We start from the raw sequence: 26,256 nt of genomic DNA, 5'->3' as shown, positions 1-26,256 counted from the left end.
TGTGTGATGCGAGTCTGGATCGATGCCGATGCCTGTCCCAAGGCGGCCAAGGATCAGGTGGTGAAGTTCGCCTTGAAGCGGAGTTTTGAGGTGTTGCTGGTGGCCGGCCAGGCGCAGGTCAAGCCGGCCTACAGCTGCGTGCGTCTGATCGTTGTGCCCAGCGGCCCAGATGCTGCCGATGATTACTTGGTGGAGCATGCTCTGCCGGGTGAGTTGGTGATCTGCAGCGACGTGCCGCTGGCTGATCGCCTGGTGAAGAAGGGCGTCGCTGCACTTGATCCACGCGGCCGCGAGTTCGATGAGCGCAACATGGGTGACAAGTTGGCGGTGCGTAACCTGTTTACCGAGCTGCGTGAGCTCGGCCAGGTTGGCGGTGGTCAGCCGCCTTATGGCGAGCGTGATAAACAGGCTTTCGCCAACAGTCTGGATCGTATTCTCACGCGCTTGCAGCGGCAGACCTGAGGTTTATCCGCATAGGTAGGTGCCGGTGCCAACCGCGACCAGGGTGCCGTCGTCGCTGTGCAGTTCGCTGCGCACCACGGCCACTTTGTTACCCGTGCGCAACAACACGGCGGTTGCGGTAAAGCGCTGGCCGCGACCGGGGCGCAGGTAATCTATACGCAGGTCGATGGTGCCGAGCTTCGACAGCCGTGCCATGCGCTCGGCGCTAGACAGGTTTTGGTGCTTGTCGAAAGCGCCGATCAGCGCCATGGCCCCGCCGGCTACATCCAGCAGTGAGGAAATCACCCCGCCATGCAAAATGCCGTGGACGAAGTTGCCGATCAGTTCGGGCTTCATCGGCAGGTGCATGGTCACGCGTTGGGCGCTTAGCTCATCGAGTTCGATGCCGAGCATCTGGTTGAACGGGATTCGCTGAAAAAAGTTGCTGACCGCTTGCTGCAGCTCGACGGTGAGCTCGAATGGTGGGTTGCTCATGGGGGTGTGCCTGGCCGGGTGAGTAAGCAACCTGCCGCACTATGGCTGAGATAACCAGTGGCGCGGCTGGAGTGCCGCGCGCATTGGCATAATCGGCTTGATCCGCGTTCGGGCTCAAGCGGGGTGGCTGAGCTCTAGCACCCGATCCACCAGCTTGTTGATCCCCGAAGCGGCTTCGCTGATTGACTGGGCGAGCATATAGGCCGGAGTGGTCACCAGCTTGCGCTCTGGGTCTTCAACCACCTCACTGACTTCGCATTCATGATGCTCTGCGCCCATTTGTACCAGCGCTGCAGCGGTCTCATGGTCGTTTCCTATGGTGCAGATCACGCCTTCGCCGAAGATTCTCGCTGCCAGCGCTGGTGCAATGCACATCAGGCCCACGGGTTTGCCAGCTTTGACAAAGGCCTGGGCGGCGCTCAGTACATCTGGCTGCACCGTGCAGTTGGCGCCGCTGACGGCGAAGTCTGAGAGGTTTTTCGCCACGCCGAAGCCGCCCGGCATGATCAGCGCATCGAAGTCACCGACATGCAGCTCTTTGACGTCCTTGATGTTGCCACGGGCAATCCGCGCGGACTCCACCAGCACATTCCGCGTGCCGCCCATTTCGTCGCCGCTGTAGTGATCGACTACATGCAGTTGCAGCACGTTGGGGGCAAAGCATTGCACCTTTGCCCCGCGCTGATCGAGGCGCAGCAGGGTGATCACACTTTCATGAATCTCCGCGCCGTCATAGACGCCACAGCCGGAAAGAATCACCGCGACTTTCTTGTTCATGTAAACCTCCTGGATTACCAGCCGTAACGGATCGAGTCATGCCATTAGATTGTCGTCATATACCACTTGGATTGGCGTGGTATGCCACGAGAGTCGTGCGTTGCTGAACTAAGATTGGTTGAGCAATCCTAGGGTCTGTTCCCGTTTCGTCGCAAGCCGCGTTGCTGCGAAAAATCTCGCCATGGCCGGGCGGCGTTCCGCTAGGCGGAGGACGCAGGTAATGGTTGTTCCCTTGCCAAGTCCTCCAACACCGCATGGCGAGATTTTGCGCGCAACCCGTAGGGCCAGGCCTGTTTTAGCGCGATACTGCGTTTCTCGACACTCATTTGGAACAACCAAACTTCGTGTCTCGTGCCTTGCCTCGCGCTAAAACAGGCTTCGGCGCGGCCGCGAGCGAAACGGGAACAGACCCTATAGCCAACCGTACTCGGCCATCGACAACGGCTCACCGTCACCGACAATAAAATGGTCGAGTACGCGCACATCCACCAGCTCTAACGCTTCTTTCAGGCGGCGGGTCAGCACCCGGTCCGCTTGGCTCGGCTCGGCAACACCGGACGGGTGATTGTGGGTAAGAATCAGCGCCGCCGCGTTGTGCGCCAACGCGCGCTTGACCACCTGCCGGGGATAAACGCTGGCACTGTCGATAGACCCGTGAAACAGCGCCTCAAAAGCCAATACACGGTGTTTGGCGTCGAGGAACAGGCAGCCAAACACCTCATGCGGCTCATGGCGTAGCAGCGCCTTCAAGTAGTCACGCACCGCCTGCGGGCTCTCCAGCGCCGAATCGCGGCGCAACTGCTCGGCCAAATGCCGCCGCGCCATCTCCAGCACGGCCTGCAACTGGGCGAACTTGGCCGGACCCAAGCCCAAACGCTGGCTGAACGACGCTAAGTCCGCCTGCAGCAGCGCGCGCAAACTGCCAAAGTCGCCCAACAGGTGGCGCGCCAAGTCGACTGCACTTTGCCCAGCCACGCCCGTACGCAGGAAAATGGCCAATAACTCGGCATCCGTCAGAGCGCTAGCGCCCTGGGCTAACAGCTTTTCCCGCGGGCGCTCGGCCGCCGGCCAATCACGAATACTCATCACACCTCCTTGTGTGCTGCCAGACGCAGCAAACTGCACCATCAGATGACCGCAAAGCCATACTGGGCAAGCACTTGGCAGCGCTACTCCGATACAGGCTCTGTGCTATCGTAGCCCAACTTTTGCGCGACGCCTGGCCTGGGGAGGCGTCAGCGTTGCGGTGTATCCCAATTTTTATAAAAGGCAGGCCTATGCAGCGGCTGTATCGGAAACGCATCATTGTTGGCGTGGGCGGCGGCATTGCCGCGTATAAAAGTGCCGAGCTGATTCGCCGTCTCAAAGACCAAGATGCTGATGTACGGGTGGTAATGACCAAAGGCGGCCGTGAGTTCATCACCCCGTTGACCCTGCAAGCGCTCTCCGGGCACCCGGTACACCTCGACCTGCTTGATCCCGCTGCCGAAGCGGCCATGGGCCATATCGAACTGGCGCGCTGGGCGGATTTGGTACTGATTGCCCCCGCCACAGCTGATTTGATGGCACGCCTGGCGCAAGGCGTAGCCGACGACCTGCTGACCACCCTGGTACTGGCCACCGACGCCGCCGTGGCCCTGGCCCCGGCGATGAATCAAGCCATGTGGCGCGACCCGGCAACCCAAGCCAACGCGGCACTGTTAAGCGCACGCGGCCTGCACCTGTTTGGCCCTGCGGCCGGCAGCCAAGCCTGCGGCGATGTTGGCCTAGGGCGCATGTTTGAAGCCGAACAATTGGTGCAATGCGCCGCCGACTGCTTCCAACACCAGGCATTAACCGGCAAACACGTGCTGATTACTGCCGGCCCCACCCAGGAAAACATCGACCCGGTTCGCTATATCACCAACCACAGCTCCGGCAAAATGGGCTTTGCCCTCGCCGAAGCAGCAGCAGAAGCCGGTGCCAAGGTCACCCTAATCAGCGGCCCGGTGCACCTGCCAACACCCGAGCGAGTCACGCGCATCGACGTCACCAGCGCCCGCGACATGCTCGCCGCCTGCGAGGCCGAGATGCCCTGCGATCTGCTGATCGCCGCCGCCGCCGTGGCCGATTACCGCCCAGAAGTGGTTGCGCAGCACAAATTGAAGAAAGACCCCAACAGCGGTGACGGCTTACTCCTGCAAATGGTGCGCAACCCGGATATTCTCGCCACATTAGCGTGCCGCAACGACCGCCCGTTCAGCGTTGGCTTTGCCGCAGAAACCGAGAACTTGCTGGAATACGCCTCACGCAAGCTACGTGACAAGAACCTCGACCTGATTGTCGCCAATGACGTGGCCAACCCCAGCATTGGTTTCAACAGTGAAGAAAACGCCATCACCATCATCGACCGTGAGCTCCAGCAAAGCAGCTTCGCGCAGACCAGCAAAAGCAAAATTGCCCGCCAACTGGTGAGCTTTATCGCCGAACGCATGGCCCTTAGCTGCAGCTCCACTCACTGACCACAGAGCCCACTATGCACGCCTTACAAGCCAAAATTCTCGACCCGCGCCTGGGCAACGAATTCCCCCTTCCGCACTACGCCACACCAGGCTCTGCGGGCCTCGATTTGCGCGCCATGCTCAAACAGGAGCTGGTGCTTGAGCCCGGGCAGACCGTGCTGATCCCTACAGGCTTGTCGATCTACATTGGCGACCCGGGCCTGGCCGCGATGATCCTGCCGCGCTCTGGCCTGGGGCATAAACATGGCATCGTCCTCGGCAACCTGGTCGGCCTGATTGACTCGGACTATCAGGGCGAGCTGATGGTCTCCTGCTGGAACCGTGGTCAGTCCCCCTTCACCATCGCCATTGGCGAGCGCATTGCCCAACTGATCCTGGTCCCGGTAGTCCAAGCGCATTTCGAGCTGGTCGAACAGTTCGACGAAACCCAGCGCGGCGCTGGCGGTTTCGGCCACTCTGGCAGCAACTGATTGCCTTAACCCATTCCAGGATGAATTGCCGAGGAGACGCTGCATGAAACGCTTCAAGCGCACCGCCAAGGATGCTGACACAGTTACCTCCAGCGCCCACCTGGCCAGCAGCGACGCCAACGCCAAGTCGACTCCATCCAGCCTCAATGGCCTGCTGCCTGGGCTGCTGGCCGCCTTTATCGGCATTGCCTTAGGCGGTGCCCTGCTCTGGTTCGGCCCTCTCAATAGCGCGAACCAGCAGCAATTGCTACAGCTCAGCCAAGCCTGGGGTGGTGGCCAGGCAACGGTCATGCAGAAAGCCTTGCAGCAGCTGAGCGCAGATACTCAGGCAGCCGCCCGCAACCCACAGCTGCTGCAAGCCTTGCAAAGTCAGGACACCACTCAGATCCGCGCCGCAGAACGCAACCTGACCTACTGGTACGGTGTGGTTGATGCACACCTTAATGCCCGCAACCAGGCCGTACAGGACATGAACCGCAGCGCGCCAATGAACTTTGCCGCCCTGGACATGCTGCGCCGCGTGGAAAACGGTCAAACACCCGCACCGGAGGCCTACAAAGTCGGCCAGCGCTGGCTGGTCTACAGCGCAGCACCGCTGCGCTTGAGCGAAGGCGAACCGTTAAACGGCACCTTGCTACTGGCCGTTGACCTAGAACGCTTACTCGCCAGCCTACCGACCATGCCCGCTGAAGTAGGGCAGATCCAACTCATTCAAAAATTCAACAACACCACCGCCCAAGTGTTGGCCCAACGCGGCCAGGCCTCAGGCACTGCGCAGTCGTTCGGCACGGGCAACCCCAACTGGATGATCAGCTTTACCCCGGGCCCGTCACTCACCAGCTCGGTGCTATCGCCAGTGCTTCTAGGCATCGCTGGCCTGCTCGCACTGGCTGGGGCACTGGTTGGCCTGTATATGCTGCAGAGCCACCAGCAACGCCACCTGCATGCCGACGTGCTACAACTGGGACAAATGCTCAAGGAACTGTCAGCCGGCAAGTCCGTCAAAGCCTTCAGCCTTCGCCTGCCAGCCTTGGATAGCCTGGCGCAGAGCCTGGCACGCCTGCCACGCCGCGCTAGCGAACAGACCGCAGCGGCAAGCACAGACACCACCAACTCGGAACGTGCGAGCACCGCACCAATACCTGTCAACAGCATGATTGACCCACTGTTTCAGGACACCGACATTCTCGACATTGATATTCTCGATGAGGATCAGGATTTGCTAGGCCTAGATGAAGCAGCACCACTTCCCGCACAGATAAACGCCCCGAAACTGCCGGCTGACATTTTTCGCGCCTATGACATTCGCGGCGTAGTCGGACGCACCTTGAATGCCGAAACCGCTTACTGGATCGGCCGCGCCATTGGCTCGCAGAGCATTGCCCAGGGCGAACCCAACATCGCCGTCGGCCGCGATGGGCGCCTTTCCGGCCCTGAACTGGTGCAACAACTGATTCAAGGCCTGCTTGATTGCGGCTGCCACGTCAGCGATGTCGGCATGGTGCCAACGCCAGTGGTCTACTACGCCGGGCATATCCTCACTGGCAAATCGGCAGTCATGCTCACCGGCAGCCACAACCCGGCGGATTACAACGGCTTCAAGATCGTCATTGCCGGCGATACCCTGGCCAACGAGCAGATTCAGGCGCTGAAAGCACGCATTGATAACAACGACCTGGCCAGCGGTATCGGCACGGTCGAGCAGGTTGATGTTCTGGAGCGCTACTTCAAGCAAATCCGCGATGACATCGCCATGGCCAAGCCCATGCGTGTGGTGGTCGACTGCGGCAACGGCGTAGCTGGCGTGATCGCCCCACAACTGATCGAAGCACTGGGCTGCTCAGTAATCCCGCTGTACTGCGAAGTAGACGGCAACTTCCCCAACCACCACCCAGACCCCGGCAAGCCGGAGAACCTGGTGGACCTAATCGCCAAGGTCAAAAGCGAGAAAGCCGATATCGGCCTGGCCTTCGACGGCGACGGCGACCGTGTGGGCGTGGTGACCAATACCGGTGCCGTGGTCTATCCAGATCGCCTGCTGATGCTGTTCGCCAAAGATGTGGTCTCGCGCAATCCGGGTGCAGACATCATCTTCGACGTCAAATGCACACGTCGCCTGACTCCGCTGATCAGTGGCTACGGTGGCCGCCCAGTGATGTGGAAAACCGGCCACTCGCTGATCAAAAAGAAGATGAAGGAAACCGGCGCGCTGCTTGCGGGCGAAATGAGCGGGCATATTTTCTTCAAGGAACGCTGGTTCGGCTTCGACGATGGCATCTATGCCGCCGCGCGCCTGCTGGAAATTCTCAGCCAGGATCGCCGCGACGCCGACCATGTATTCGCCGCTTTCCCTAACGACATCTCGACCCCGGAAATCAATATCCAGGTCACTGAGCAGAGCAAGTTCAGCATTATCGAACGCCTGCAACGCGATGGCGTATGGGGCGAAGGCAACATCACCAACCTCGATGGCGTGCGTGTCGATTACCCTAAAGGCTGGGGCCTGGTGCGCGCCTCCAACACTACACCCGTACTGGTGCTGCGCTTCGAGGCGGAAAGCGAACAGGAACTCGAGCGGATCAAGGAAGTTTTCCGCGCGCAGCTCTACAGCGCTGCGCCTGATATCGACCTACCGTTCTGATTAATTAGCAAATTTTCTACTGGAGCCCTGCATGACCCTCGAACGTGATGCCGCCACCAACGTCGCCAAAGTACTGTCCGAAGCGCTGCCGTATATCCGCCGCTTCGTTGGCAAGACGCTGGTAATCAAATACGGCGGCAACGCCATGGAAAGTGAAGAGCTCAAGCAAGGCTTCGCCCGCGACATCGTGCTGATGAAGGCCGTGGGCATCAACCCGGTTGTCGTGCACGGAGGCGGCCCGCAGATCGGTGACCTGCTCAAGCGCCTGTCCATCGAAAGCCACTTTGTCGACGGCATGCGCGTCACCGACACCGCCACCATGGACGTGGTGGAAATGGTTCTCGGCGGCCAGGTCAACAAAAGCATCGTCAACCTGATCAACCAGCACGGCGGCAGCGCCATCGGCCTGACCGGCAAAGACGCCCAGCTGATCCGCGCCAAGAAGCTCCAGGTCAGCCGCCAAACGCCGGAGATGACCCAGCCGGAAATCATCGATATCGGCCATGTCGGCGAAGTCACCGGGGTCAACATCGACCTGCTGAATATGCTGGTCAAGGGCGACTTCATTCCGGTGATTGCGCCGATTGGCGTCGGCCCAGAAGGCGAGTCGTACAACATCAACGCCGACCTGGTGGCTGGGAAGGTCGCCGAAGCCCTGAAAGCCGAGAAACTGATGCTGCTGACCAATATTGCCGGCCTGATGGATAAGCAGGGCCAGGTGCTCACCGGCCTGACCACCGAACAGGTCGATAGCCTGATTGCCGACGGCACCATCTACGGCGGCATGCTGCCGAAGATCCGCTGCGCACTTGAGGCGGTTCAAGGTGGTGTGAACAGTGCGCACATCATCGACGGCCGCGTTCCCAACGCCGTGCTGCTGGAGATTTTCACTGACATCGGCAACGGCACGATGATCAGCAATCGCAAGCGTCACTAAGACTCCACACGCGAACCAGCCGTCGATGGCGGCTGATTCGCCTGCCTAACAACTTGCTGCAAACCCGCCCGCAGGCTGCCTTATCCTCGAAATTCAGTAACCTAGGCGCGCACGGCTGCGCCTCGCCAGAAAGCACTCAGCGCAATGGGTGCACCAGTTAATCGTCTGATATTTAGATGATGAAGACCACGGCAAGCAGCTAGCGGTTGCGTTCCAGCAGTTCCTTGAGCCGATCGTGGTCAGCCTTGAAGCGGCTGTCTGCCTCTTTGCGCGCCGCCTGATAACGCGCGATATCACCTTTAAGGCGCGCCTGCTCGGCCTTCTGGCTGTCAATCTGTGCCAGCAGATTGGCCGGTACGGCACGCCCCGCCCGCTCATGATCTGCCGCCTGACTTTGCAGATTGGCCTGCTGGGTACGCACAGACTGCAGGTTGCCGCGCGCCACACCAATCAAACCATCAAGCTCAGCCAGCTTACGTTCATGGGCTCGTTCGACATCTTCAGGGGTGCTGTACAAGCGCCGCAACTGCACATCAGAACTGGCTCGTTCCTTGTCCGCCAGGATGCGCTGCATTTCTTCGGCGCTAGGGGCCGGAGGAATGACCTTAACAACCCGCCCCTGATCATTCAGCACTTCGTAACCCTTGCCGATGAACTCCGGCGGCACACCCTGACGGGTGAGCACCGTGGTGCCCTTGTTATCGACATAGCGGTACAACTCGGTCGCACTTGCCAAAACCGGCAACAGTAGGCCAAGCAACAGCGCACAGCAGGTCAGGGCAACTTTATACACACGCAGTACCTTATCAGCAGGTTAGATTCCGTACTCGGCACGGTAGGCTTGTACCGCAGGGAGATACTGCTTTAGTTCAGCATCCTCTGCCAGGTATTCCAGTACCTGTTCGAGCGAAACAATGCTCACCACCGGCATCGCGTAGTCACGCTCGACTTCCTGAATTGCCGACAACTCGCCTTTACCGCGCTCCTGACGGTTCAATGCAATCAACACACCAGCCGCCTGCGCGCCCTGCGCCTGGATGATCTGCATCACCTCACGAATCGCGGTGCCGGCGGTGATCACGTCATCGATAATCAGCACACGACCAGCCAGCGGCGCGCCGACCAACGTGCCACCTTCGCCGTGATCCTTGGCCTCTTTTCGGTTGAAGCACCAAGGCATATCACGCTGATGATGCTCAGCCAGCGCCACCGCTGTAGTGGCCGCCAGTGGAATACCTTTGTATGCAGGGCCAAATAGCACATCAAAATCAATCCCGCTGTTCACCACGGCAGCAGCATAGAAACGCCCGAGCTGCGCCAGCGCCAAACCGCTGTCAAACAACCCGGCATTGAAGAAGTAAGGGCTGATACGCCCGGATTTCAGGGTGAACTGGCCAAAGCGCAAAACCCCGCGCTCAATGGCAAAACGGATGAAATCACGTTGATACGCATGCATGGAAAAGCCCCGGGCAGCAAGGATTTACTAGGTAATTTAGCTAATACAGGTGAGCTCGGGTATCATACACGCACGTGATTTTTGGGGCCATTTATGCGGATCATCAGTGTGAACGTGAATGGTATTCATGCGGCAGTCGAGCGCGGTTTGCTCAGTTGGCTGCAAGCACAGAATGCCGACGTCATCTGCCTGCAGGACACTCGCGCCTCCGCCTTTGAACTGGACGACCAAGCCCTCCAACTGGATGGCTATTTCCTCTATGCCTGCGATGCAGAAGTCCCAAGCCAAGGTGGCGTGGCACTGTATTCGCGGTTGCAACCCAAGGCGGTAATCAGCGGCCTCGGCTTTGAAATGGCCGACCGCTATGGGCGCTACCTGCAAGCCGATTTCGACAAAGTAAGTATTGCCACCATGCTTATGCCCTCGGGGCAGAGCGGTGATGAGAGTTTGAATCAAAAATTCAAGTTCATGGACGACTTCGCACATTATTTGGACAAGCAGCGCCGCAAGCGCCGTGAGTACATCTATTGCGGTTCGCTCTACGTGGCGCACCAGAAGCTTGATGTGAAGAACTGGCGCGACTGCCAGCAATCACCCGGCTTCCTCGCCCCGGAACGGGCCTGGATGGATGAAGTGATTGGCACCATGGGCTATGTCGACGCACTGCGCGAAGTCAGCCGCGAAGGTGATCAGTTCAGCTGGTGGCCGGATAGTGAACAGGCTGAGATGCTCAATTTGGGCTATCGCTTTGACTATCAACTGCTAACCCCTGGCATGCGCCGCAGCATCCGCAGCGCCCGCCTGCCGCGCCAGCCACGCTTTTCACAGCACGCACCACTGATCGTCGATTACGACTGGATTCTCAGCGTATAGCCTGATCAGCAAGCACAAAAAAGCCGGCTAACTGCCGGCTTTTTTGTGGCCTACCATTCGTGGCAGCCGCTGCGCAGCACCTACTTCACCATGCGCCAGGCAAAGGGATAACGATAAGCCCGACCTTCATTGGCCTTAATTCCGGCAATCACCGTCAGCACTAACGCTGCGATGCTAACCAGCGCCAACAGGGGGACGCCTATCACTACCACCATCAGCAAGAAGCACAGCAGCATCGCCAAGGCGACACTGATCTGAAAGTTAAGTGCCTCCTTGCCCTGAGCATCGACGAACGGATCCAGATCCTTCTTGATCTGCCAGACGATTAACGGCCCAAGCAGATTACCAAACGGGAACACCAACCCGAGAAAAGCCGCAAAGTGGCAAAACATCGCCCACTGGCGAGCTTCAGGACCGGGGACCGGCTGTGGCACTTGGGACTCGTCACTCACGATGCGTCTCCTGCGTTAGAGGTTTTTGCTCACATCAGTCAGCAAGTGCCGCCTGCTGTAGTTCGAACAACTCAGTCATGCCTTTTTGCGCCAGTGCCAGCATGGCGTTCAACTCGGCAGGCTGGAACGGCGCACCTTCTGCGGTACCCTGCACTTCGATGAAACCGCCGCCGCTGGTCATTACCACGTTGAGGTCGGTTTCAGCAGCTGAGTCTTCCAGGTAATCCAGATCCAGCACCGGCTCACCCTGATACATACCCACGGAGACTGCGGCGATCATTTGCTTGAGCGGGTCACCGCCCTTCAGACCACCGCGCTTCTTGATCACTTTCAATGCATCAATCACGGCAACCATGGCACCCGTGATAGACGCTGTACGCGTGCCGCCGTCAGCCTGGATCACGTCGCAATCGACGTACAGGGTGTTCTCACCCAACTTCGACATATCCAGCGCGGCGCGCAGCGAACGACCGATCAGGCGCTGGATTTCCAGGGTGCGGCCACCTTGCTTGCCACGGCTGGCTTCGCGCTGGTTACGGTCGCCGGTAGCGCGCGGCAGCATGCCGTACTCGGCAGTCAGCCAACCTTGGCCCTGGCCTTTGAGAAAACGCGGCACGCCCGACTCAACACTGACCGTGCAAATCACTTTGGTATCGCCAAACTCCACCAATACCGAACCCTCGGCATGCTTGGTGTAGTTGCGGGTGATACGGATTGAGCGCAACTGATCGGCGGCGCGGCCACTAGGACGTTTCATCTAGGAATACCTGTTCTGAATAAAAATCTGCCCGGCATTATAGGGGCGTAAGCCAGCGACGGCATGTCGAATTGGGAGCGACCGACGCACTGCGCTACAATCCTGCGCCTTTACCCATGAAAATCGCGTAACGACGCCTCCTTGTGCCCTCCCCCTCCGAGAGGGGGCGCGCAGAGCTGGACAAGGGTGATGGGCCGTCGCACCGACTTTTTTACTACATGCCATCGTTGGCATGCCCATTCGTTACGACTTTTCGCGAGGTTCGCCCCATGATCCACAGCATGACTGCCTTCGCCCGCGCCGAACAGGCTGGCGCCAACGGCACCCTGAGCTGGGAGCTGCGCTCGGTCAACCATCGCTACCTGGAACCGCACCTGCGCCTGCCGGAAGCCTTCCGCGACCTCGAAGGCGCAGTGCGGGAAGCGCTGCGCAATGGCCTGTCACGCGGCAAAGTCGAATGCACCCTGCGCTTCAGCGATGACAACGCAGGCCAAGCCTTGCAGGTTGATCTGGAGCGCGCCGCGCAGCTGATCGCTGCCGCCGAAAGCGTTGCCGGCCTAATCAAACAGCCCGCCGCACTCAACCCGCTGGAAGTGCTCAGCTGGCCAGGCGTACTGGTGGCCAACACGGCCGACCCGCAAGCACTGAACCAAAACGCGCTGAACCTGTTCACCCAGGCATTAAACGACCTGAAAAGCGGGCGTGAACGCGAAGGCGCAGAACTGGCCAAGCTGCTCAACGAACGCCTGGACAGCATCCTTGAGCAGGTTGTTGCCCTGCGCGAACTGGTGCCACAGATGCTTGCCGGGCAACGCCAGAAGATCCTCGACCGCTGCGCCGAAATGCAGGCCGAGCTCGACCCGCAGCGACTGGAACAGGAGCTGGTGATTCTCGCGCAGAAAAGCGACGTCGCCGAAGAACTAGACCGCCTGAGCACTCACGTCACCGAAGTACGCCGCGTACTCAAGAGTGGCGGCCAAGCAGGTCGCCGCCTGGACTTTCTGATGCAGGAACTTAACCGCGAAGCCAATACGCTGGGTTCCAAGGCCTTCGACACCCGTAGCACCCAGGCAGCAGTCAACCTTAAAGTGCTGATCGAGCAAATGCGCGAACAAGTACAGAACATCGAATGAAAACTACTGCGCTAGGCTATGCCGCGTTGAAACGAAGCAAAGCGTAGTAACAGCCAGAGGCTGGCCCGAAGGGGAGCGAAGCGTATAAATTAGGTTCGAAATGCTCATTTACAGTCGTAAACTCCGCTTTCTCACCTGATTTCGCCTTGCCTAGCCGTCGCTCGCTACGTTTTCAAGCCCCACAAGATTTGTCCAGGATGCATCCATGAGCATAACCACCGGCACCCTCTACATCATTTCCGCCCCATCCGGCGCGGGCAAAACCAGCCTGGTCAAGGCGCTGATCGACAGCGAAGCGCAGATTCGCGTGTCTGTCTCGCACACCACCCGCGCTATGCGCCCAGGTGAGGTCGACGGGGTGAACTACCACTTCGTCAGCCGTGAGCAGTTCCACGCCATGCTCGACAAGACCGAGTTCCTTGAGCACGCGGAAGTCTTCGGCAACCTTTATGGCACCTCGCAGGAGTGGGTCAAACAAACCTTGAGTGAAGGCTTTGATCTGATTCTGGAAATCGACTGGCAAGGCGCACAGCAGGTCCGCCGACTGATGCCTGAAGCCAAATCGATTTTTATTCTGCCGCCAACCCAGGAAGCCTTGCGTCACCGCCTGACCAACCGTGGCCAGGATAGCGGCGAAATCATTGAGCGACGCATGCGTGAAGCCGTCAGCGAGATGAGCCACTACGTCGAGTACGACTACCTGCTGATCAACGATGACTTTGCCCACGCGCTGAGTGACCTGAAGGCCATCTTCCGCGCCAACCAGTTGCTGCAAGGCACGCAACAGCAGCGCCACAGCGGTTTGCTCAGCGAGCTATTGGTCTGACTTATCGCCCGCTGGCAAATCAATGCTTCCCTTAATGCTGGTGGTTTTTTAAACTATCGAGTCCGCTCGCCCATTTGGGCCCAGCTCTATTACGCATTTGCTACGAGGAACACCATGGCCCGCGTTACCGTCGAAGATTGCCTGGATCACGTTGATAACCGCTTTGAACTGGTCATGCTCGCCACCAAGCGTTCGCGCCAACTGGCTACCGGTGGCAAAGAGCCAAAGCTGGCTTGGGAAAATGACAAGCCAACCGTAGTCGCGCTGCGCGAAATCGCTGCTGGCCTGATGAGCTACGACGTCATAGCCCAAGACGAGATCGTCGAAGAAGAGCCGCTGTTTGCTGCATTCGAGGAAGAGGCTAACGAGCCTCTGTAAGCGATGCCAGGACGACGTCGTCAGGCGCAGAGCCCACTAAATCGGCAAGGGGATTCCCCATGCCGAGCATAGACGCTCTCGCCGACAGACTTTCGACCTACCTAGACGGCGACCAGGTCAATCTGGTTCGCCGTGCTTATTTCTATGCAGAACAAGCCCACGACGGCCAACGCCGCCGTAGCGGCGAAGCCTACGTCACCCATCCCCTTGCGGTGGCGAGCATCCTTGCTGACATGCACATGGACCATCAAAGCCTGATGGCCGCGATGCTGCATGACGTGATTGAAGACACCGGCATTGCCAAAGAAGCGCTGGACGCGCAGTTCGGCGAATCCGTGGCCGAATTGGTCGACGGAGTCAGCAAACTGACCCAGATGAACTTCGAGACCAAGGCCGAAGCTCAGGCGGAAAACTTCCAGAAAATGGCCATGGCCATGGCGCGCGATATCCGCGTGATCCTGGTCAAGCTGGCTGACCGACTGCACAACATGCGCACGTTGGAAGTGCTGTCTGGCGAAAAACGCCGACGCATTGCCAAGGAAACCCTGGAAATCTACGCCCCCATCGCCAACCGACTGGGCATGCACAGCATGCGCATCGAGTTCGAGGACCTGGGCTTCAAAGCCATGCACCCGATGCGCTCCGAGCGCATCCGCGCAGCGGTCAGGCGCGCTCGGGGCAATCGCAAGGAAATCGTCAACAAGATTGAAGAGTCAATCATCCACTGCCTGGCGCGCGAAGGCATGGAAGGCGAAGTGTCGGGCCGCGAGAAGCACCTCTACGGCATCTACCAAAAGATGCGCGGCAAACGCCGGGCATTCAACGAAATCATGGATGTGTACGCCTTCCGCATCGTCGTCGATAAAGTCGACACTTGCTACCGCGTGCTCGGCGCTGTGCATAACCTGTACAAGCCACTGCCAGGCCGCTTCAAGGATTACATCGCGATACCCAAGGCCAACGGCTACCAGTCGCTGCACACCACGCTATTCGGCATGCACGGCGTACCGATCGAGATCCAGATCCGCACCCGTGAAATGGAAGAGCTGGCCAACAACGGCATTGCCGCGCATTGGCTGTACAAATCCAACGAAGAAGATCAGCCGAAGGGCAGCCACGCCCGCGCGCGGCAGTGGGTCAAGGGCGTGCTGGAAATGCAGCAACGCGCCGGCAACTCGCTGGAATTCATCGAGAGCGTGAAGATCGACCTGTTCCCCGACGAGGTCTACGTATTCACGCCCAAGGGCCGCATCATGGAGCTGCCGAAAGGCTCCACGGCGGTCGATTTTGCCTACGCGGTGCACACCGATGTCGGCAACACCTGCATTGCCTGTCGCATCAACCGCCGCCTGGCGCCGTTATCACAAGCGCTGGAAAGTGGCTCGACGGTAGAAATCGTCAGCGCCCCCGGCGCACGACCGAACCCGGCCTGGTTAAGTTTCGTGGTCACCGGCAAGGCGCGTACGCATATTCGCCACGCTCTAAAGCTTCAGCGCCGCTCAGAATCCATCAGTCTCGGCGAGCGCCTGCTGAACAAAGTTCTGGCGAGTTTCGACAGCCGTATCGACAAGCTTTCTGCCGAGCGGGTACAGACTGTGCTCGCGGAATATCACCAAGAGGTCATCGAAGACCTGCTGGAAGATATCGGCCTGGGCAACCGCATGGCTTATGTGGTGGCGCGACGCCTGCTCAGCGACAGCAACGAAGCCTCGCCAAGCAGTGAAGGTCCATTAGCCATTCGCGGCACCGAGGGCTTGGTGCTGAGTTACGCACGGTGCTGTACGCCGATTCCAGGCGACCCGATTGTCGGCTACTTGTCGGCCGGTAAAGGCATGGTTGTTCACCTGGACAGCTGCAAGAACATCGGCGATGTCCGCCACAATCCAGAAAAATGCATCCAGCTGTCTTGGGCCAAGGATGTGACGGGCGAATTCAATGTCGAATTGCGCGTCGAATTGGAACACCAGCGTGGCCTGATTGCCCTGCTGGCCGGCAGCGTGAATGCCGCCGATGGCAATATCGAGAAGATCAGCATGGACGAACGCGATGGCCGCATCAGCGTCGTACAGCTGGTTGTTAGCGTCCACGACCGCGTGCACCTGTCGCGGGTAATCAAGAAACTGCGCGCCCTTAGCGGTGTAATCCGCATCACCCGCGCCCGCGGCTGATGCCCGCGCAAGATTCCAAGCAATCTTGCGCCAGCTGTACTTTGACAGTATCCGTGGCTTCCCCCACCCTAAGCGGCCTAACTGGCAGTGCGTGATCGAAACGCCAGTCCATGTTTTCCCTTAACCGTTTTGCAGGAGCTCCCATGAGCAAGAGCGTTATCACCAGCGACAAAGCCCCAGCCGCTATCGGCACTTATTCCCAGGCCATCAAAGCGGGCAACACCGTTTACATGTCCGGCCAGATCCCCCTGGACCCGCAAACCATGGAACTGGTGGAAGGCTTTGAAGCGCAGACCGTGCAGGTATTCGAAAACCTCAAAGCCGTAGCCGAAGCGGCAGGCGGTTCGTTCAAAGACATCGTCAAGCTGAATATCTTCCTCACCGACCTGTCGCACTTCGCCAAGGTCAATGAAGTCATGGGTCGTTACTTCGAGCAGCCTTACCCGGCTCGCGCGGCCATCGGCGTTGCTGCTCTGCCGCGTGGTGCGCAGGTAGAAATGGACGCTATTCTGGTTATCGAATAAGCCCCTGGCGGGGCCACCGCCCCGCCCTTTCCTTTCGAGGACGCACCATGCGTTGCCTGTTTGCTGCTCTGTTCTTCAGCGCCCTACTCAGTGGCTGCGCCAGCCCACCAGCAGACCCCAGCGGCACCTGGATCAACCAGGCGGCGATTGATGCTGCCGTGGAAGGCGGCAATCTGCGCGAAGCCTTACTTGCCTATGGCCCGAATCTGGAATGGCAGATCGACAGCCAGCGCCAGCAGGCTAACTTCAGCAACGGTTTCGAACACGACGAAGGCACTTTTGCGCGCAGCGCGGATGGCCACTTACGTGTGAATTTTTACGCTGAATCGCAGGAGTCCCTGAGCCTCAGCAACAACCAATTGGTACAAGCGCAAAGCGCTACGTGGCCAGAACAACGCTTTGTCCGTGCCGCCGCAACGCCAGGCCCGCTGGCACCGCCCGGCAGCAGCTTCGAGCAGGCGCTGTATAGCGCCTACCTAGGTGGCACCTGGGTCATCGAGGAAGGCGTGGGCGAAGGTGGTCTGGTGCTGTTTCAGGCCGATGGCAGCCTCCAGGGCTTACCCGGAGCAGATCGCTATGCGTTGTGCCTTGCCGGTGACTGCGCAGCCATGAGTGGCGAATTCGACAGCCTTTGGCTGCAACTCGCCGACCAGGGGCAAAGCTGGATTTTCGAGCGAGAGGGCAAGCAACTGCGCATTTTCGAAGCGCTGAATCGTGCGCAGATTGATGAAATGCCGGAGTACTACAAAGGCGAGCTGCGTTGGTTACTCAAACGCCGTTAGTAGATGCTTCTACGACGCAGAGACACGGGCGGATATCAGTAGATATCGCCCAAGCCACTCACCAGCAGCCAGCCACCCAACACCAGCAGTAGCGCGCCACAGCCCCGGTCGAGCCAACGAATCTGCCGCTGCAGCCAGGTGCGCCAACGCCGATGGCTAAGCAAACGCACCAGAGCCAGATCCCAACCCCAGACCACCAGCGTCATCCACAGCATCACCAGCGCAAGGCCCCAGCTTGGTATGGCGGCATCGCGCAGCACGCCGAATAGCCCGGCATAAAACAGCGGCAGCTTGGGGTTAACGCTGCTGGCTAATAACCCTTGGTAAAGCCCGCGCCACCAACTCCCCGTTGCCGCCTGCTCACCCGCCTGCAGGTTTAGCTGACGCCGCGTTAACAACGCCTGCAGGCCAATGTAGGCGAAATAGCCACCACCGAGCACCTGCAAGGCCGTCCATAGCCCAGCGCTCTTATCTGGCAGCAACCCAAGTGCAAGCAGCACCAGCAACATGCTCAGCAAGTTGGCCAGAGCAATACCGCCAGCGCAGCCATCGGCTTGCCGGCGGCCATGGGCAAGCGCAGTGCGAATCAACAGGAAGAAGTCCGGCCCAGGCGACAACAGCGCGGCAAAGTGGGTGCTGGCGACCAGCAAAAACAAGGCAAGCATCGGAATTGACCTCCATCGAACGTGGCGGTCAGTTTCTCGGTGCTAGGCGGCCAGGTCTTGGAGAAAACTCAGGTCGCCGCGCTGCGGCGATACTGCCCTGGCGTAACGCCGGTGAAGCGCTTGAAGGTGCCGGAGAAGTGCGCCTGATCGTAAAAGCCCAGGCTCAGCGCCACGTCCAGCGAAGTCTGCTCACTCAGTAACAGGCGCTTGGCTTCGCGCACGCGACGCTGCAGCAGATAGGTATGTGGTGGCACGCCATAGGCCCGACGAAAAGCCTCAATCACATGGCGCGGGTGACGCTGAACCAAGCCGGCCAGCTGTTCCAGGCTAATCGCCTGCGCATAGTGCGCTTCCAGGTAATCATGCAGAAACGCCGTCACGCCACCGTCGCGTGGCGCTGGTCGCGCGGTGCGCAGCCCGCCGTGACGTACGAAGACCAGTTCCAGCACAGCCAGCAGCTCGCTTTCCAGCGCGAGCGCATCGCCGCGCTCAAACTCCGTCGCGAGGCGCGCCAGACCAGCCGCGACCTGGCCGTCGTCATTAGGATTGATACAGCGAAAGCCATCCGGCAGGCGCTTACGTCCGAGTAGCGTCGGTAACCGCGACTCCTCAACATAGAGCATGCGGTAAACCAGGCGTGCTGACTCAGCATGCCCGGTATGCGCTTCTTCGGGGTTCATCAGCGACAAGGTACCGGCCGGCAGCGCATGGCGCTGACCGCGACACTGGTAACCACCGACACCCTGAAGGATCGCGCCAATGGCAAAGGCATCGTGACTGTGGCGGGCAAACGTCAGCCCGGAGAAATCGGCATGAAACAGCTCGACACCCGGCAGCCAGGTTTTGCTTAGCAGGCGATTGCCATCCATGTTTACCGCTGCGCCAGAATTGCCCGGTAACCCTCGCGATAACTCGGGTACTGCGGCTGCCAGCCCAGGGCTTTGGCGCGGGCGTTGCTACAGCGTTTGCTGCCGGCACGGCGCACGCTCGACTGCTCGGACCAATGGCTAACGCCCAGCTGCTCGCGCAACCAGCCCACTACTTCATGCAGCGGCGCCGGTTGATCGTCGACGCCGATATAGCAGTCATCCAACACAACACCGCGCACATCCGCCTGCAGCAGGTAAGCCAAGAGCCCGGCCGCGTCATCGGCATGAATGCGGTTGCCATACAGCGGCGGCTCACTGGCCACGCGATAGCCCTGACGCACCTGACCCAGCAACCATTCCCGCCCTGGCCCGTAAATCCCGGTAAGCCTCACCACACTGGCCGGCATACCGCAGGACAGGAGCAATTGCTCGGCTTCACGCATGATCCGCCCGGAATAACTCTCAGCATCAGCCGGCGAAGTTTCATCCACCCATTCGCCATGCTTCTGGCCATAAACGCCACTGCTGGAGACGAACAGCAGACGCTTAGGGCGCTGCCCCTGCTGCGCCAACCAGTTCAGCACCTGCTGCAAGCCATCGACATAAGCGGCCCTGTAGCCGGCCTCGTCATGTTCGGTAGCGGCGGCGCAATACACCAGGTAATCCAGCGCCCCGCTTGGCCAGGCTTGCGGGCAGGCAGCGCTTTGCAGGTCACCAGCAACCGGTAGCAGCATCTCTGGCAGCTGCGAGACATTGCGGCGCAATCCATAAACCGTCCAGCCCACGGCACTCAGTTGTTGCCCCAAGCGGCTGCCGACGTCACCACAGCCAGCAATCAGCAATGTTTGCGGCCGCAATACAGCGCTCGCTACAGACTCAGTCAGGCTCACAGCGCCCCCAGACCGGCGTGCTGCACCAGCTCCAGCAATGGCTGCGGATAGACGCCGAGGAAGAAGGCCAGCAGCGCTACGAACAGCAGCATCAGGCCACCCGCCTGTTGTCCCCAATACATGGGGGCATCATGCCGGCGCAGGTTCGGCTCGACCATGAATAGGGTGACCATCACCCGCAGGTAATAGAACACACCGATAGCGCTGCCAATTACCAAGGCGGCGAGCAGGCCCCATTGCTGCGATTGCACACCAGCAGCAACCACATAGAACTTGCCAATAAAACCAGCAGTCAGCGGAATACCGGCCAGCGACAGCATCATCACGGTCAATACGGCAGTCAGGTACGGCCGCCGCCAAAACAGCCCACGGTATTCGTACAGCGCATCGCAATCACGGCCTTTGTAGGGCGTCGACATCAGGGTGATCACTCCAAACGCGCCCAGGCTGGTCAGCACATAGGTCGCCAGGTACACGCCAACCGCTTCCACGGCCAGACCTTTGCTGGCAATCAGCGCCACCAACAGGTAACCGAAGTGGGCGATGGAGGAATAACCCAGCAGGCGTTTGAGGTTGTTCTGCAGCAGCGCCAGCAGGTTGCCGAAGATGATCGAGGCAATGGCTATCAGGGTCAGCAGGTCGCTCAGCCAGCCGCCAGCCATAGCCGGCGACATCTCATACAGACGCAGCAGCACAGCAAACACCGCGACCTTACTGGCCGTGGCGAGGAACGCCGCCACCGGCGCTGGCGCGCCTTCGTAGACATCCGGTGTCCACAGGTGGAAGGGCACCAGCGACAGCTTGAAGGCCAGGCCGATCAGCATCATGCCGACGCCTAACTGCGCAAGCATGCTCGGCAGACCATTAGCCGCTAACTGCGCGCCGATGCCAGCGAAGGTCAGGCTGCCCGAATCGGCATACAGCAGCGCCATACCGAACAACAGAAACGCCGAACCGGCGGCAGACAGCAGCATGTACTTGATGCCGGCTTCCAGCGAACGCTTGTTGAAGAAGGCGTAGGCGATCATCCCGTAGGTCGGCACCGAGAGCAGTTCCAGGCCGATAAACAAGCCGGCCAGGTGCCGTGCGCTAACCAATACCAACCCACCCGCAGCGGCCAGCAACATCAGCAGGTACAGCTCTTCACGGTTGCCCGGATAGCCCTTGCCGGACTCACCACCGAGGTAAGCGTGGGTTAGCGTCACACAGGCCAGGGTCGCGGCCAGCACCAGCGCCATGTAATAACAAGCGAAGTTATCCACCAACAGCAGCGGTGAGACGGCAATCGGCGAAACTTCCAAGGCCGGCAGCAGCGACAGTAGAGCCAAATTGAGCCCCACCACTGACAAGCCAAAGGTCATGGTGTGATTGCGCTTCCAGGCGATTGCCAGCATCACCAGCACCACAGTGGCACTGGTAATCAGCAATGGCAGCAGCGCGATGAAATGTTGAGTCGTCAGGTGCATAGCATGACTTTCCATTAAGCAGCTTACCGAGCCGGAACAGGTTGATTGAGAGCGCTACCCAGCCACTGCTGCACACCGTGCATGCTGGCAGCAGAGGTATCGATCACCGGCTGCGGATAAACACCGAGCAGAATCAGCAGCAACGCAAGACCGAGCACCATGCTCAGCTCGCGTGCTTTCAGGCCGGGCAATGCAGTATCCGCCTTGGCCGGGCCGAAGTAGGCGCGGTGAATCATGATCAGCGAATACACCGAACCGAATACCAGGCCCGTGGCAGCCAATACCGTAACCCATGGCGAGGCCTGGAAGCTGCCGAGCAGAATCAGGAACTCACCAACAAAGTTACCGGTGCCTGGCAGGCCCAGCGCCGCCGCGGCAAAGAACAGGCTCAGCGCCGGCAACCAAGGCATACGCGCCCAGATGCCGCCCATCTCGCGCATGTCACGGGTGTGCAAGCGCTCGTAGAGCTGACCACAGAGAATGAACAGGGCCGCCGCCGAAAGACCGTGGGCCATCATCTGCACCACCGCACCCTGCAGGGCAATTTCACTGCCGGAATAGATGGCAATCAACACAAAGCCCATGTGCGACACGCTGGAGTAGGCCACTAGACGCTTGATATCGGTCTGCGCGAACGACAGCAGCGCGCCGTAGATGATGGCGAACACGCCGAGCCACTGGGCGATCGGCGCGAACTCGGCCGAGGCATTGGGGAACAGCGGCAGGGCAAAACGCATCAGGCCGTAGGCGGCGGTTTTCAGCAGGATACCGGCCAAATCCACCGAGCCGGCAGTCGGCGCCTGAGCATGCGCATCCGGCAGCCAGGAGTGGAACGGCACCACCGGGAACTTCACTGCAAAGGCGATAAAGAAGCCGAGCATCAGGACGTATTCAGTACCCGGAGCCAACTTGGTTTGCAGCAGGTCGGCGTAGTTGAAGGTCAGTACACCGGTCTGGTTGAAGTGCACGAACACCAGGCCGAGTATCGCCAACAGCATGATCAGGCCGCTGGCCTGGGTAAAGATGAAGAACTTGGTAGCGGCATAGATGCGGGTTTTGCCGTCGCTGCCGCTATGCCCCCAGAGTGCGATGAGGAAATACATCGGCACCAGCATCATTTCCCAGAAGAAGAAGAACAGGAACAGGTCGACGGCAAGAAACACCCCGACCACGCCGCCAAGAATCCACATCAGATTGAGGTGGAAGAAACCCACGCGGTTCTGGATCTCGTTCCACGAACAGAGCACCGAGAGCACACCGAGCAAACCAGTGAGGCAGACCATCAGCACCGACAGACCATCCATCGCCAGGTGGATGCTGATGCCGAAACGCTCGATCCAGCGTACTTGAAACTCGTGGGCCCACTGCGGCGCACTGCCAGGTGCCGGAGCGAGGCTGAAGTCGCCGGTGGCCCACAGCCACAGACCAAGGCCGAACAACAGCGCCATGGTCAGCAGAGCAATCCAGCGCGGCAGGGTGTTGCCGAAACGCTCGCACTGCCAGCACAGCAAGCCACCGATAAAGGGGATCAGGATTAGCCAGGGCAAAATCATCAGGCTGCTTTCCTTAATTCAGAAACAGGAGGACGGCGAGCACCAGCACGGCACCCCCGGCAATCGATGTGGCGTACCAGCGCACCTGGCCGGTCTCGCTGCTGGCCAGCAGGGCATTCGCGCCCCGCACCAGACGCGGAATCAGGCCAATACTTCGGTCAATCGGGTCATGCCCGAGCAACCGGCAAATCAGCAAGTACGGCTGCACAAACAGCTTGTCGTAGAGCCAGTCGAAGCCCCAGGCCGCAAACCACCAGGCCGAGAGGAAGCGCCCTGGCGCACTCTGTGCCACCGCCGTAGCGAAGCGGCGCTTGCCAAGGAACAGCAACGCCGCCAGCACGATACCGATGATGGCAACAGCCCCGGAGGCGATCTCCAAGCTGTGTTTGGCCTCACCACCGGCATGCCCGACGCTCTGCGGCAACACGCCAGCCAGCGGTGGGCTGATCAACGCGCCGATAAAGGTCGACAGCACCATCAAGGTCACCAGCGGCAGCCAGTGGGCAACACCGTGACCGGCATGGGCTTCGGTCTTCTGCTCGCCATGGAAGGCGATAAAGATCAGGCGGAAGGTGTAGATCGACGTCAGGAAAGCGCCCACCAGGCCGGCATACAGCAGCCATTGGTGGCCGCTGGCAAAGGCTTCCCAGAGGATTTCATCCTTCGAGTAGAAGCCGGCCGTAATCAACGGCAATGCCGCCAGGGCCGAACCACCGATGATAAAGCTGGCGTATGCCAGTGGCAGTTTCTTCCACAGGCCACCCATCTTGAAGATGTTCTGCTCGTGGTGGCAGGCGTTGATCACCGCGCCGGAAGCCAGGAACAGCAGCGCTTTGAAGAAGGCGTGAGTCATCAAATGGAAGATCGCCGCGTCCCAGGCGCCAACACCGAGGGCGAGGAACATATAACCGATCTGGCTCATGGTCGAGTAGGCGAGGATGCGCTTGATGTCGGTCTGCACCAACGCGGCAAAGCCAGCCAGCACCAGGGTCACGCCACCGACAATGCCGACCAGTTCGAGAATCTCTGGGGTCAGCAGGAACAGGCCGTGGGTCCGCGCGATCAGGTAAACGCCGGCGGTGACCATGGTCGCCGCGTGGATCAAGGCTGAAACCGGGGTCGGGCCAGCCATCGCGTCAGCCAGCCAGGTTTGCAGTGGCAGCTGAGCAGATTTACCCACCGCACCGCCGAGCAACATCAGGGTGGCGATCCACAACCAGCTATCACCTTGCACGTACTTCTGCGGGGCCAGCAGCATCAGTTCCTGAATATTCAGGGTGCCCAGGTGCAGGAACAGGATAAACAGGCCGACAGCCATAAACACGTCGCCAATGCGGGTGACGATAAACGCCTTGAGCGCCGCGTTGCCGTTGGCCGTGTGCTTGAAGTAGAAGCCGATCAGCAGGTAGGAACACAGCCCCACGCCTTCCCAGCCGAAATACAGCATCAGCAGGTTGTCGCCCAATACCAGCAGCAACATGCTGAAGATAAACAGGTTGGTGTAGGCAAAGAAGCGCGAATAGCCCTCCTCCCCACGCATATACCAACTGGCGAATAGGTGGATCAGGAAGCCCACGCCAGTCACCACGCCGAGCATGGTCACGGACAGACCATCCAGGTACAGGGTGAAGCTCGGTGCAAAGCTGGCCACGCTCATCCACTGCCACAGCACTTGGCTGAACACGCCGTTTTCCGGCGGGTTGAGGTTGAACTGGATAATCACCCAAGCCGCCGTCAGGGCGGACAATCCCACCGAACCCACGCCAATCAGCGCCGAGAGGTTTTCGGAGAAACGCCCACGGGAGAAGGCCAGGAGAAACCAGCCCAGCAGCGGGAACACACAAGTCAGAAATAGAAGGTTCATCCGCGCATCTCGCTGGCAGCGTCGACATCGAGGGTGTTGAAGCGGCGATACAGCTGCAACAGGATCGCCAAGCCAATACTGGCCTCGGCGGCTGCCAGGGTGATCACCAGAATAAACATCACCTGGCCATCCGGCTGAGCCCAACGGCTACCGGCCACCACAAAAGCCAGGGCGGTGGCATTCATCATCACTTCCAGGCTCATCAACACGAAGAGGATGTTGCGCCGCACCATCAGGCCAATCAGGCCCAGGCTGAACAGCACGCCGGCCAGTGCCAGGCCGTGCTCCATGGGAATCGCGCTCATGCAGTTGGCTCCTTGGCATCGTGACGGCCCAGATGGTAGGCCGCGACCAGTGCAGCGAGTAGCAGCATGGACGCCAGCTCCACTGCCAGCAGATACGGCCCGTACAAGGCAATACCGACAGCCTTGGCGCCAATCTCCTGCAAACCGACTGCCGCACCACTGGGCGACTGGAACAGTACATACATCAATTGCCCCAGCAGCAGCGCCGAAAGAATCGCCGGGCCAACCCAAATACCGGGCGTCAGCCACTGCCGCTCTTGCTCGGCAGCCGCCGGGCCAAGGTTAAGCATCATCACCACAAACACGAACAGCACCATGATCGCGCCCGCATAAACGATGATCTCCAGCGCCCCGGCAAACGGCGCACCGAGGGCGAAGAAGGTCATGGCCACCGCTAACAGCGAGAGAATCAGATACAGCAAGGCATGCACCGGATTGCTCGCGGTAATCACCCTGAATGTGGCCGCCACGGCAACGCCGGCGGCGAGGTAGAAAGCGAATTCCATATAAATCCTTTATCTCCGCAGGAGTCTGTTTAAGGGCGTCGCGAGCGCAGCTGAGACAAGGCGAAAACAGGCGAGGAAGCGGAGTGTACTTTTGTACATGAGCATTCCGACTGGGCTCGCATCCGAGCCTGTTTTTAACGCCACAGGGCCGACGCGCAGCAGACTTTGAGTTTTCAGCCGGAGTAATCCAACACCGTCCAAACCCGAGTAAGTCCATCGCTAATCACGCAACCGCTCTGCCCCAGTTGATTGTTGCTGTGCAACGACATCAGGTTGGTCATGCCATCCGCCGCATCCGAGCGTTCGCTCAACCACTGCACACGGCCGCAATTGGCCGTTTCGATCACATAACTGGCCGCTACAGCAGAACCCTCGCTCGGCAGTCTGATCACATCCACCACCGTGCCCTGCTCTTCCACGCGCTTGCCGTCCGATACCAGCACGGCCCAGGCCAGGCCGTTCTCAATTACCAGGTAGGTGCCATTAGCCCTGGGTTGATCAAGCTGCGGTTGCGCACAGCCGGACAA

Annotated in this window: 28 protein-coding genes; 12 read left to right on the top strand and 16 right to left on the bottom strand. The window is 59.7% G+C overall.

Going from position 1 to position 26,256, the window contains the following annotated elements:
* The first annotated feature begins 6 nt into the window (after nucleotides 1-6).
* The gene (locus VCA57_RS05955; RefSeq protein ID WP_411184046.1) at nucleotides 7-462 is read left to right on the top strand and encodes a YaiI/YqxD family protein; all 456 of its coding nucleotides are present in this window, start codon (nucleotides 7-9) and stop codon (nucleotides 460-462) included.
* 3 nt (nucleotides 463-465) lie between these two features.
* Here VCA57_RS05955 and VCA57_RS05950 read toward each other — a convergent pair whose 3' ends face one another.
* The 3 genes from VCA57_RS05950 to radC form a co-directional block, all read right to left on the bottom strand.
* On the bottom strand, nucleotides 466-936 hold the full coding sequence (locus VCA57_RS05950) for a thioesterase family protein (RefSeq protein WP_411184045.1): 471 nt from the start codon (nucleotides 934-936) through the stop codon (nucleotides 466-468).
* 114 nt (nucleotides 937-1,050) lie between these two features.
* Entirely contained in the window at nucleotides 1,051-1,713 is a 663-nt protein-coding gene (gene elbB, locus VCA57_RS05945; RefSeq protein ID WP_411184044.1) for an isoprenoid biosynthesis glyoxalase ElbB, read from the bottom strand.
* Nucleotides 1,714-2,124: 411 nt separating this feature from the next.
* Nucleotides 2,125-2,799 (bottom strand): RadC family protein, encoded by a 675-nt coding sequence (radC, locus tag VCA57_RS05940; protein ID WP_411184043.1) that lies wholly within the window; start codon nucleotides 2,797-2,799, stop codon nucleotides 2,125-2,127.
* A 191-nt stretch (nucleotides 2,800-2,990) separates the two neighbouring features.
* On the opposite strand from radC, the gene coaBC reads away from it, so the two are divergent.
* Genes coaBC through argB form a run of 4 tightly spaced genes read left to right on the top strand, consistent with a single transcriptional unit; the run spans nucleotide 2,991 to nucleotide 8,262 of the window.
* Nucleotides 2,991-4,214, top strand: coding sequence for a bifunctional phosphopantothenoylcysteine decarboxylase/phosphopantothenate--cysteine ligase CoaBC (gene coaBC, locus VCA57_RS05935; protein ID WP_411184042.1), 1,224 nt, complete (start codon nucleotides 2,991-2,993; stop codon nucleotides 4,212-4,214).
* A gap of 14 nt (nucleotides 4,215-4,228) precedes the next feature.
* Nucleotides 4,229-4,684, top strand: coding sequence for a dUTP diphosphatase (dut, locus tag VCA57_RS05930; protein WP_411184041.1), 456 nt, complete (start codon nucleotides 4,229-4,231; stop codon nucleotides 4,682-4,684).
* Between the two features lie 43 nt (nucleotides 4,685-4,727).
* Entirely contained in the window at nucleotides 4,728-7,325 is a 2,598-nt protein-coding gene (locus VCA57_RS05925; protein ID WP_411184040.1) for a phosphomannomutase/phosphoglucomutase, read from the top strand.
* Nucleotides 7,326-7,356: 31 nt separating this feature from the next.
* On the top strand, nucleotides 7,357-8,262 hold the full coding sequence (argB, locus tag VCA57_RS05920; RefSeq protein ID WP_411184039.1) for an acetylglutamate kinase: 906 nt from the start codon (nucleotides 7,357-7,359) through the stop codon (nucleotides 8,260-8,262).
* A 199-nt stretch (nucleotides 8,263-8,461) separates the two neighbouring features.
* On the opposite strand, the gene VCA57_RS05915 is transcribed toward argB, so the two are convergent.
* A complete protein-coding gene (locus tag VCA57_RS05915) occupies nucleotides 8,462-9,055 on the bottom strand; it encodes a DUF4124 domain-containing protein (protein ID WP_411184038.1) in 594 nt (197 codons plus the stop codon).
* A 21-nt stretch (nucleotides 9,056-9,076) separates the two neighbouring features.
* Nucleotides 9,077-9,718, bottom strand: a complete 642-nt coding sequence (pyrE, locus tag VCA57_RS05910; protein ID WP_411184037.1) for an orotate phosphoribosyltransferase — start codon at nucleotides 9,716-9,718, stop codon at nucleotides 9,077-9,079.
* Between the two features lie 93 nt (nucleotides 9,719-9,811).
* On the opposite strand from pyrE, the gene VCA57_RS05905 reads away from it, so the two are divergent.
* Nucleotides 9,812-10,591 carry an exodeoxyribonuclease III gene (locus tag VCA57_RS05905; protein ID WP_411184036.1) on the top strand — a complete coding sequence of 260 codons (780 nt, stop codon included), beginning with the start codon at nucleotides 9,812-9,814 and terminating at the stop codon, nucleotides 10,589-10,591.
* A gap of 80 nt (nucleotides 10,592-10,671) precedes the next feature.
* Here VCA57_RS05905 and VCA57_RS05900 read toward each other — a convergent pair whose 3' ends face one another.
* Both VCA57_RS05900 and rph read right to left on the bottom strand, forming a co-directional pair.
* Nucleotides 10,672-10,983 (bottom strand): DUF4870 domain-containing protein, encoded by a 312-nt coding sequence (locus tag VCA57_RS05900; RefSeq protein WP_411184156.1) that lies wholly within the window; start codon nucleotides 10,981-10,983, stop codon nucleotides 10,672-10,674.
* Nucleotides 10,984-11,077: 94 nt separating this feature from the next.
* Nucleotides 11,078-11,800 (bottom strand): ribonuclease PH, encoded by a 723-nt coding sequence (gene rph / locus VCA57_RS05895; RefSeq protein WP_411184035.1) that lies wholly within the window; start codon nucleotides 11,798-11,800, stop codon nucleotides 11,078-11,080.
* 269 nt (nucleotides 11,801-12,069) lie between these two features.
* Here rph and VCA57_RS05890 point away from each other — a divergent pair, with 269 nt between their 5' ends.
* The 6 genes from VCA57_RS05890 (at nucleotide 12,070) to VCA57_RS05865 (ending at nucleotide 17,611) form a co-directional block, all read left to right on the top strand.
* A complete protein-coding gene (locus VCA57_RS05890; RefSeq protein WP_411184034.1) occupies nucleotides 12,070-12,933 on the top strand; it encodes a YicC/YloC family endoribonuclease in 864 nt (287 codons plus the stop codon).
* 205 nt (nucleotides 12,934-13,138) lie between these two features.
* Entirely contained in the window at nucleotides 13,139-13,759 is a 621-nt protein-coding gene (gmk, locus tag VCA57_RS05885; RefSeq protein WP_411184033.1) for a guanylate kinase, read from the top strand.
* 114 nt (nucleotides 13,760-13,873) lie between these two features.
* Complete coding sequence (rpoZ, locus tag VCA57_RS05880) at nucleotides 13,874-14,137, top strand: DNA-directed RNA polymerase subunit omega (protein WP_305621687.1); 264 nt, start codon at nucleotides 13,874-13,876, stop codon at nucleotides 14,135-14,137.
* 59 nt (nucleotides 14,138-14,196) lie between these two features.
* Nucleotides 14,197-16,305 carry a bifunctional GTP diphosphokinase/guanosine-3',5'-bis pyrophosphate 3'-pyrophosphohydrolase gene (spoT, locus tag VCA57_RS05875; protein ID WP_411184032.1) on the top strand — a complete coding sequence of 703 codons (2,109 nt, stop codon included), beginning with the start codon at nucleotides 14,197-14,199 and terminating at the stop codon, nucleotides 16,303-16,305.
* A gap of 143 nt (nucleotides 16,306-16,448) precedes the next feature.
* Entirely contained in the window at nucleotides 16,449-16,829 is a 381-nt protein-coding gene (locus VCA57_RS05870) for a RidA family protein (protein ID WP_411184031.1), read from the top strand.
* A 47-nt stretch (nucleotides 16,830-16,876) separates the two neighbouring features.
* Nucleotides 16,877-17,611: a hypothetical protein gene (locus tag VCA57_RS05865; protein WP_411184030.1), complete on the top strand. Its 735-nt coding sequence runs from the start codon at nucleotides 16,877-16,879 to the stop codon at nucleotides 17,609-17,611.
* A gap of 35 nt (nucleotides 17,612-17,646) precedes the next feature.
* On the opposite strand, the gene VCA57_RS05860 is transcribed toward VCA57_RS05865, so the two are convergent.
* The 9 genes from VCA57_RS05860 to VCA57_RS05820 form a co-directional block, all read right to left on the bottom strand.
* Nucleotides 17,647-18,276 (bottom strand): LysE family translocator, encoded by a 630-nt coding sequence (locus VCA57_RS05860; protein ID WP_411184029.1) that lies wholly within the window; start codon nucleotides 18,274-18,276, stop codon nucleotides 17,647-17,649.
* Nucleotides 18,277-18,344: 68 nt separating this feature from the next.
* Nucleotides 18,345-19,145: an AraC family transcriptional regulator gene (locus tag VCA57_RS05855; RefSeq protein ID WP_411184028.1), complete on the bottom strand. Its 801-nt coding sequence runs from the start codon at nucleotides 19,143-19,145 to the stop codon at nucleotides 18,345-18,347.
* Nucleotides 19,146-19,147: 2 nt separating this feature from the next.
* Nucleotides 19,148-20,035, bottom strand: coding sequence for an SDR family oxidoreductase (locus VCA57_RS05850; RefSeq protein WP_411184027.1), 888 nt, complete (start codon nucleotides 20,033-20,035; stop codon nucleotides 19,148-19,150).
* Nucleotides 20,032-21,501: an NADH-quinone oxidoreductase subunit NuoN gene (gene nuoN / locus VCA57_RS05845; RefSeq protein WP_411184026.1), complete on the bottom strand. Its 1,470-nt coding sequence runs from the start codon at nucleotides 21,499-21,501 to the stop codon at nucleotides 20,032-20,034. The genes VCA57_RS05850 and nuoN overlap by 4 nt, the downstream gene beginning before the upstream one ends.
* 23 nt (nucleotides 21,502-21,524) lie before the next feature.
* Complete coding sequence (gene nuoM, locus VCA57_RS05840; RefSeq protein WP_411184025.1) at nucleotides 21,525-23,054, bottom strand: NADH-quinone oxidoreductase subunit M; 1,530 nt, start codon at nucleotides 23,052-23,054, stop codon at nucleotides 21,525-21,527.
* Between the two features lie 13 nt (nucleotides 23,055-23,067).
* Nucleotides 23,068-24,918, bottom strand: a complete 1,851-nt coding sequence (gene nuoL, locus VCA57_RS05835; protein ID WP_411184024.1) for an NADH-quinone oxidoreductase subunit L — start codon at nucleotides 24,916-24,918, stop codon at nucleotides 23,068-23,070.
* Complete coding sequence (gene nuoK, locus VCA57_RS05830; protein ID WP_411184023.1) at nucleotides 24,915-25,223, bottom strand: NADH-quinone oxidoreductase subunit NuoK; 309 nt, start codon at nucleotides 25,221-25,223, stop codon at nucleotides 24,915-24,917. Before nuoK ends, nuoL begins: the two co-directional genes overlap by 4 nt.
* Complete coding sequence (gene nuoJ / locus VCA57_RS05825; RefSeq protein ID WP_411184022.1) at nucleotides 25,220-25,729, bottom strand: NADH-quinone oxidoreductase subunit J; 510 nt, start codon at nucleotides 25,727-25,729, stop codon at nucleotides 25,220-25,222. The genes nuoK and nuoJ overlap by 4 nt, the downstream gene beginning before the upstream one ends.
* Nucleotides 25,730-25,902: 173 nt before the next feature.
* Nucleotides 25,903-26,256 (bottom strand): hypothetical protein (locus VCA57_RS05820; protein WP_411184021.1); only part of this gene is annotated, 354 nt, incomplete at its 5' end.

The organism is Pseudomonas sp. (assembly GCF_046581935.1).
Classification (GTDB): Bacteria; Pseudomonadota; Gammaproteobacteria; order Pseudomonadales; family Pseudomonadaceae; genus Aquipseudomonas.
This window is presented reverse-complemented; position numbering and strand designations above follow the sequence as displayed.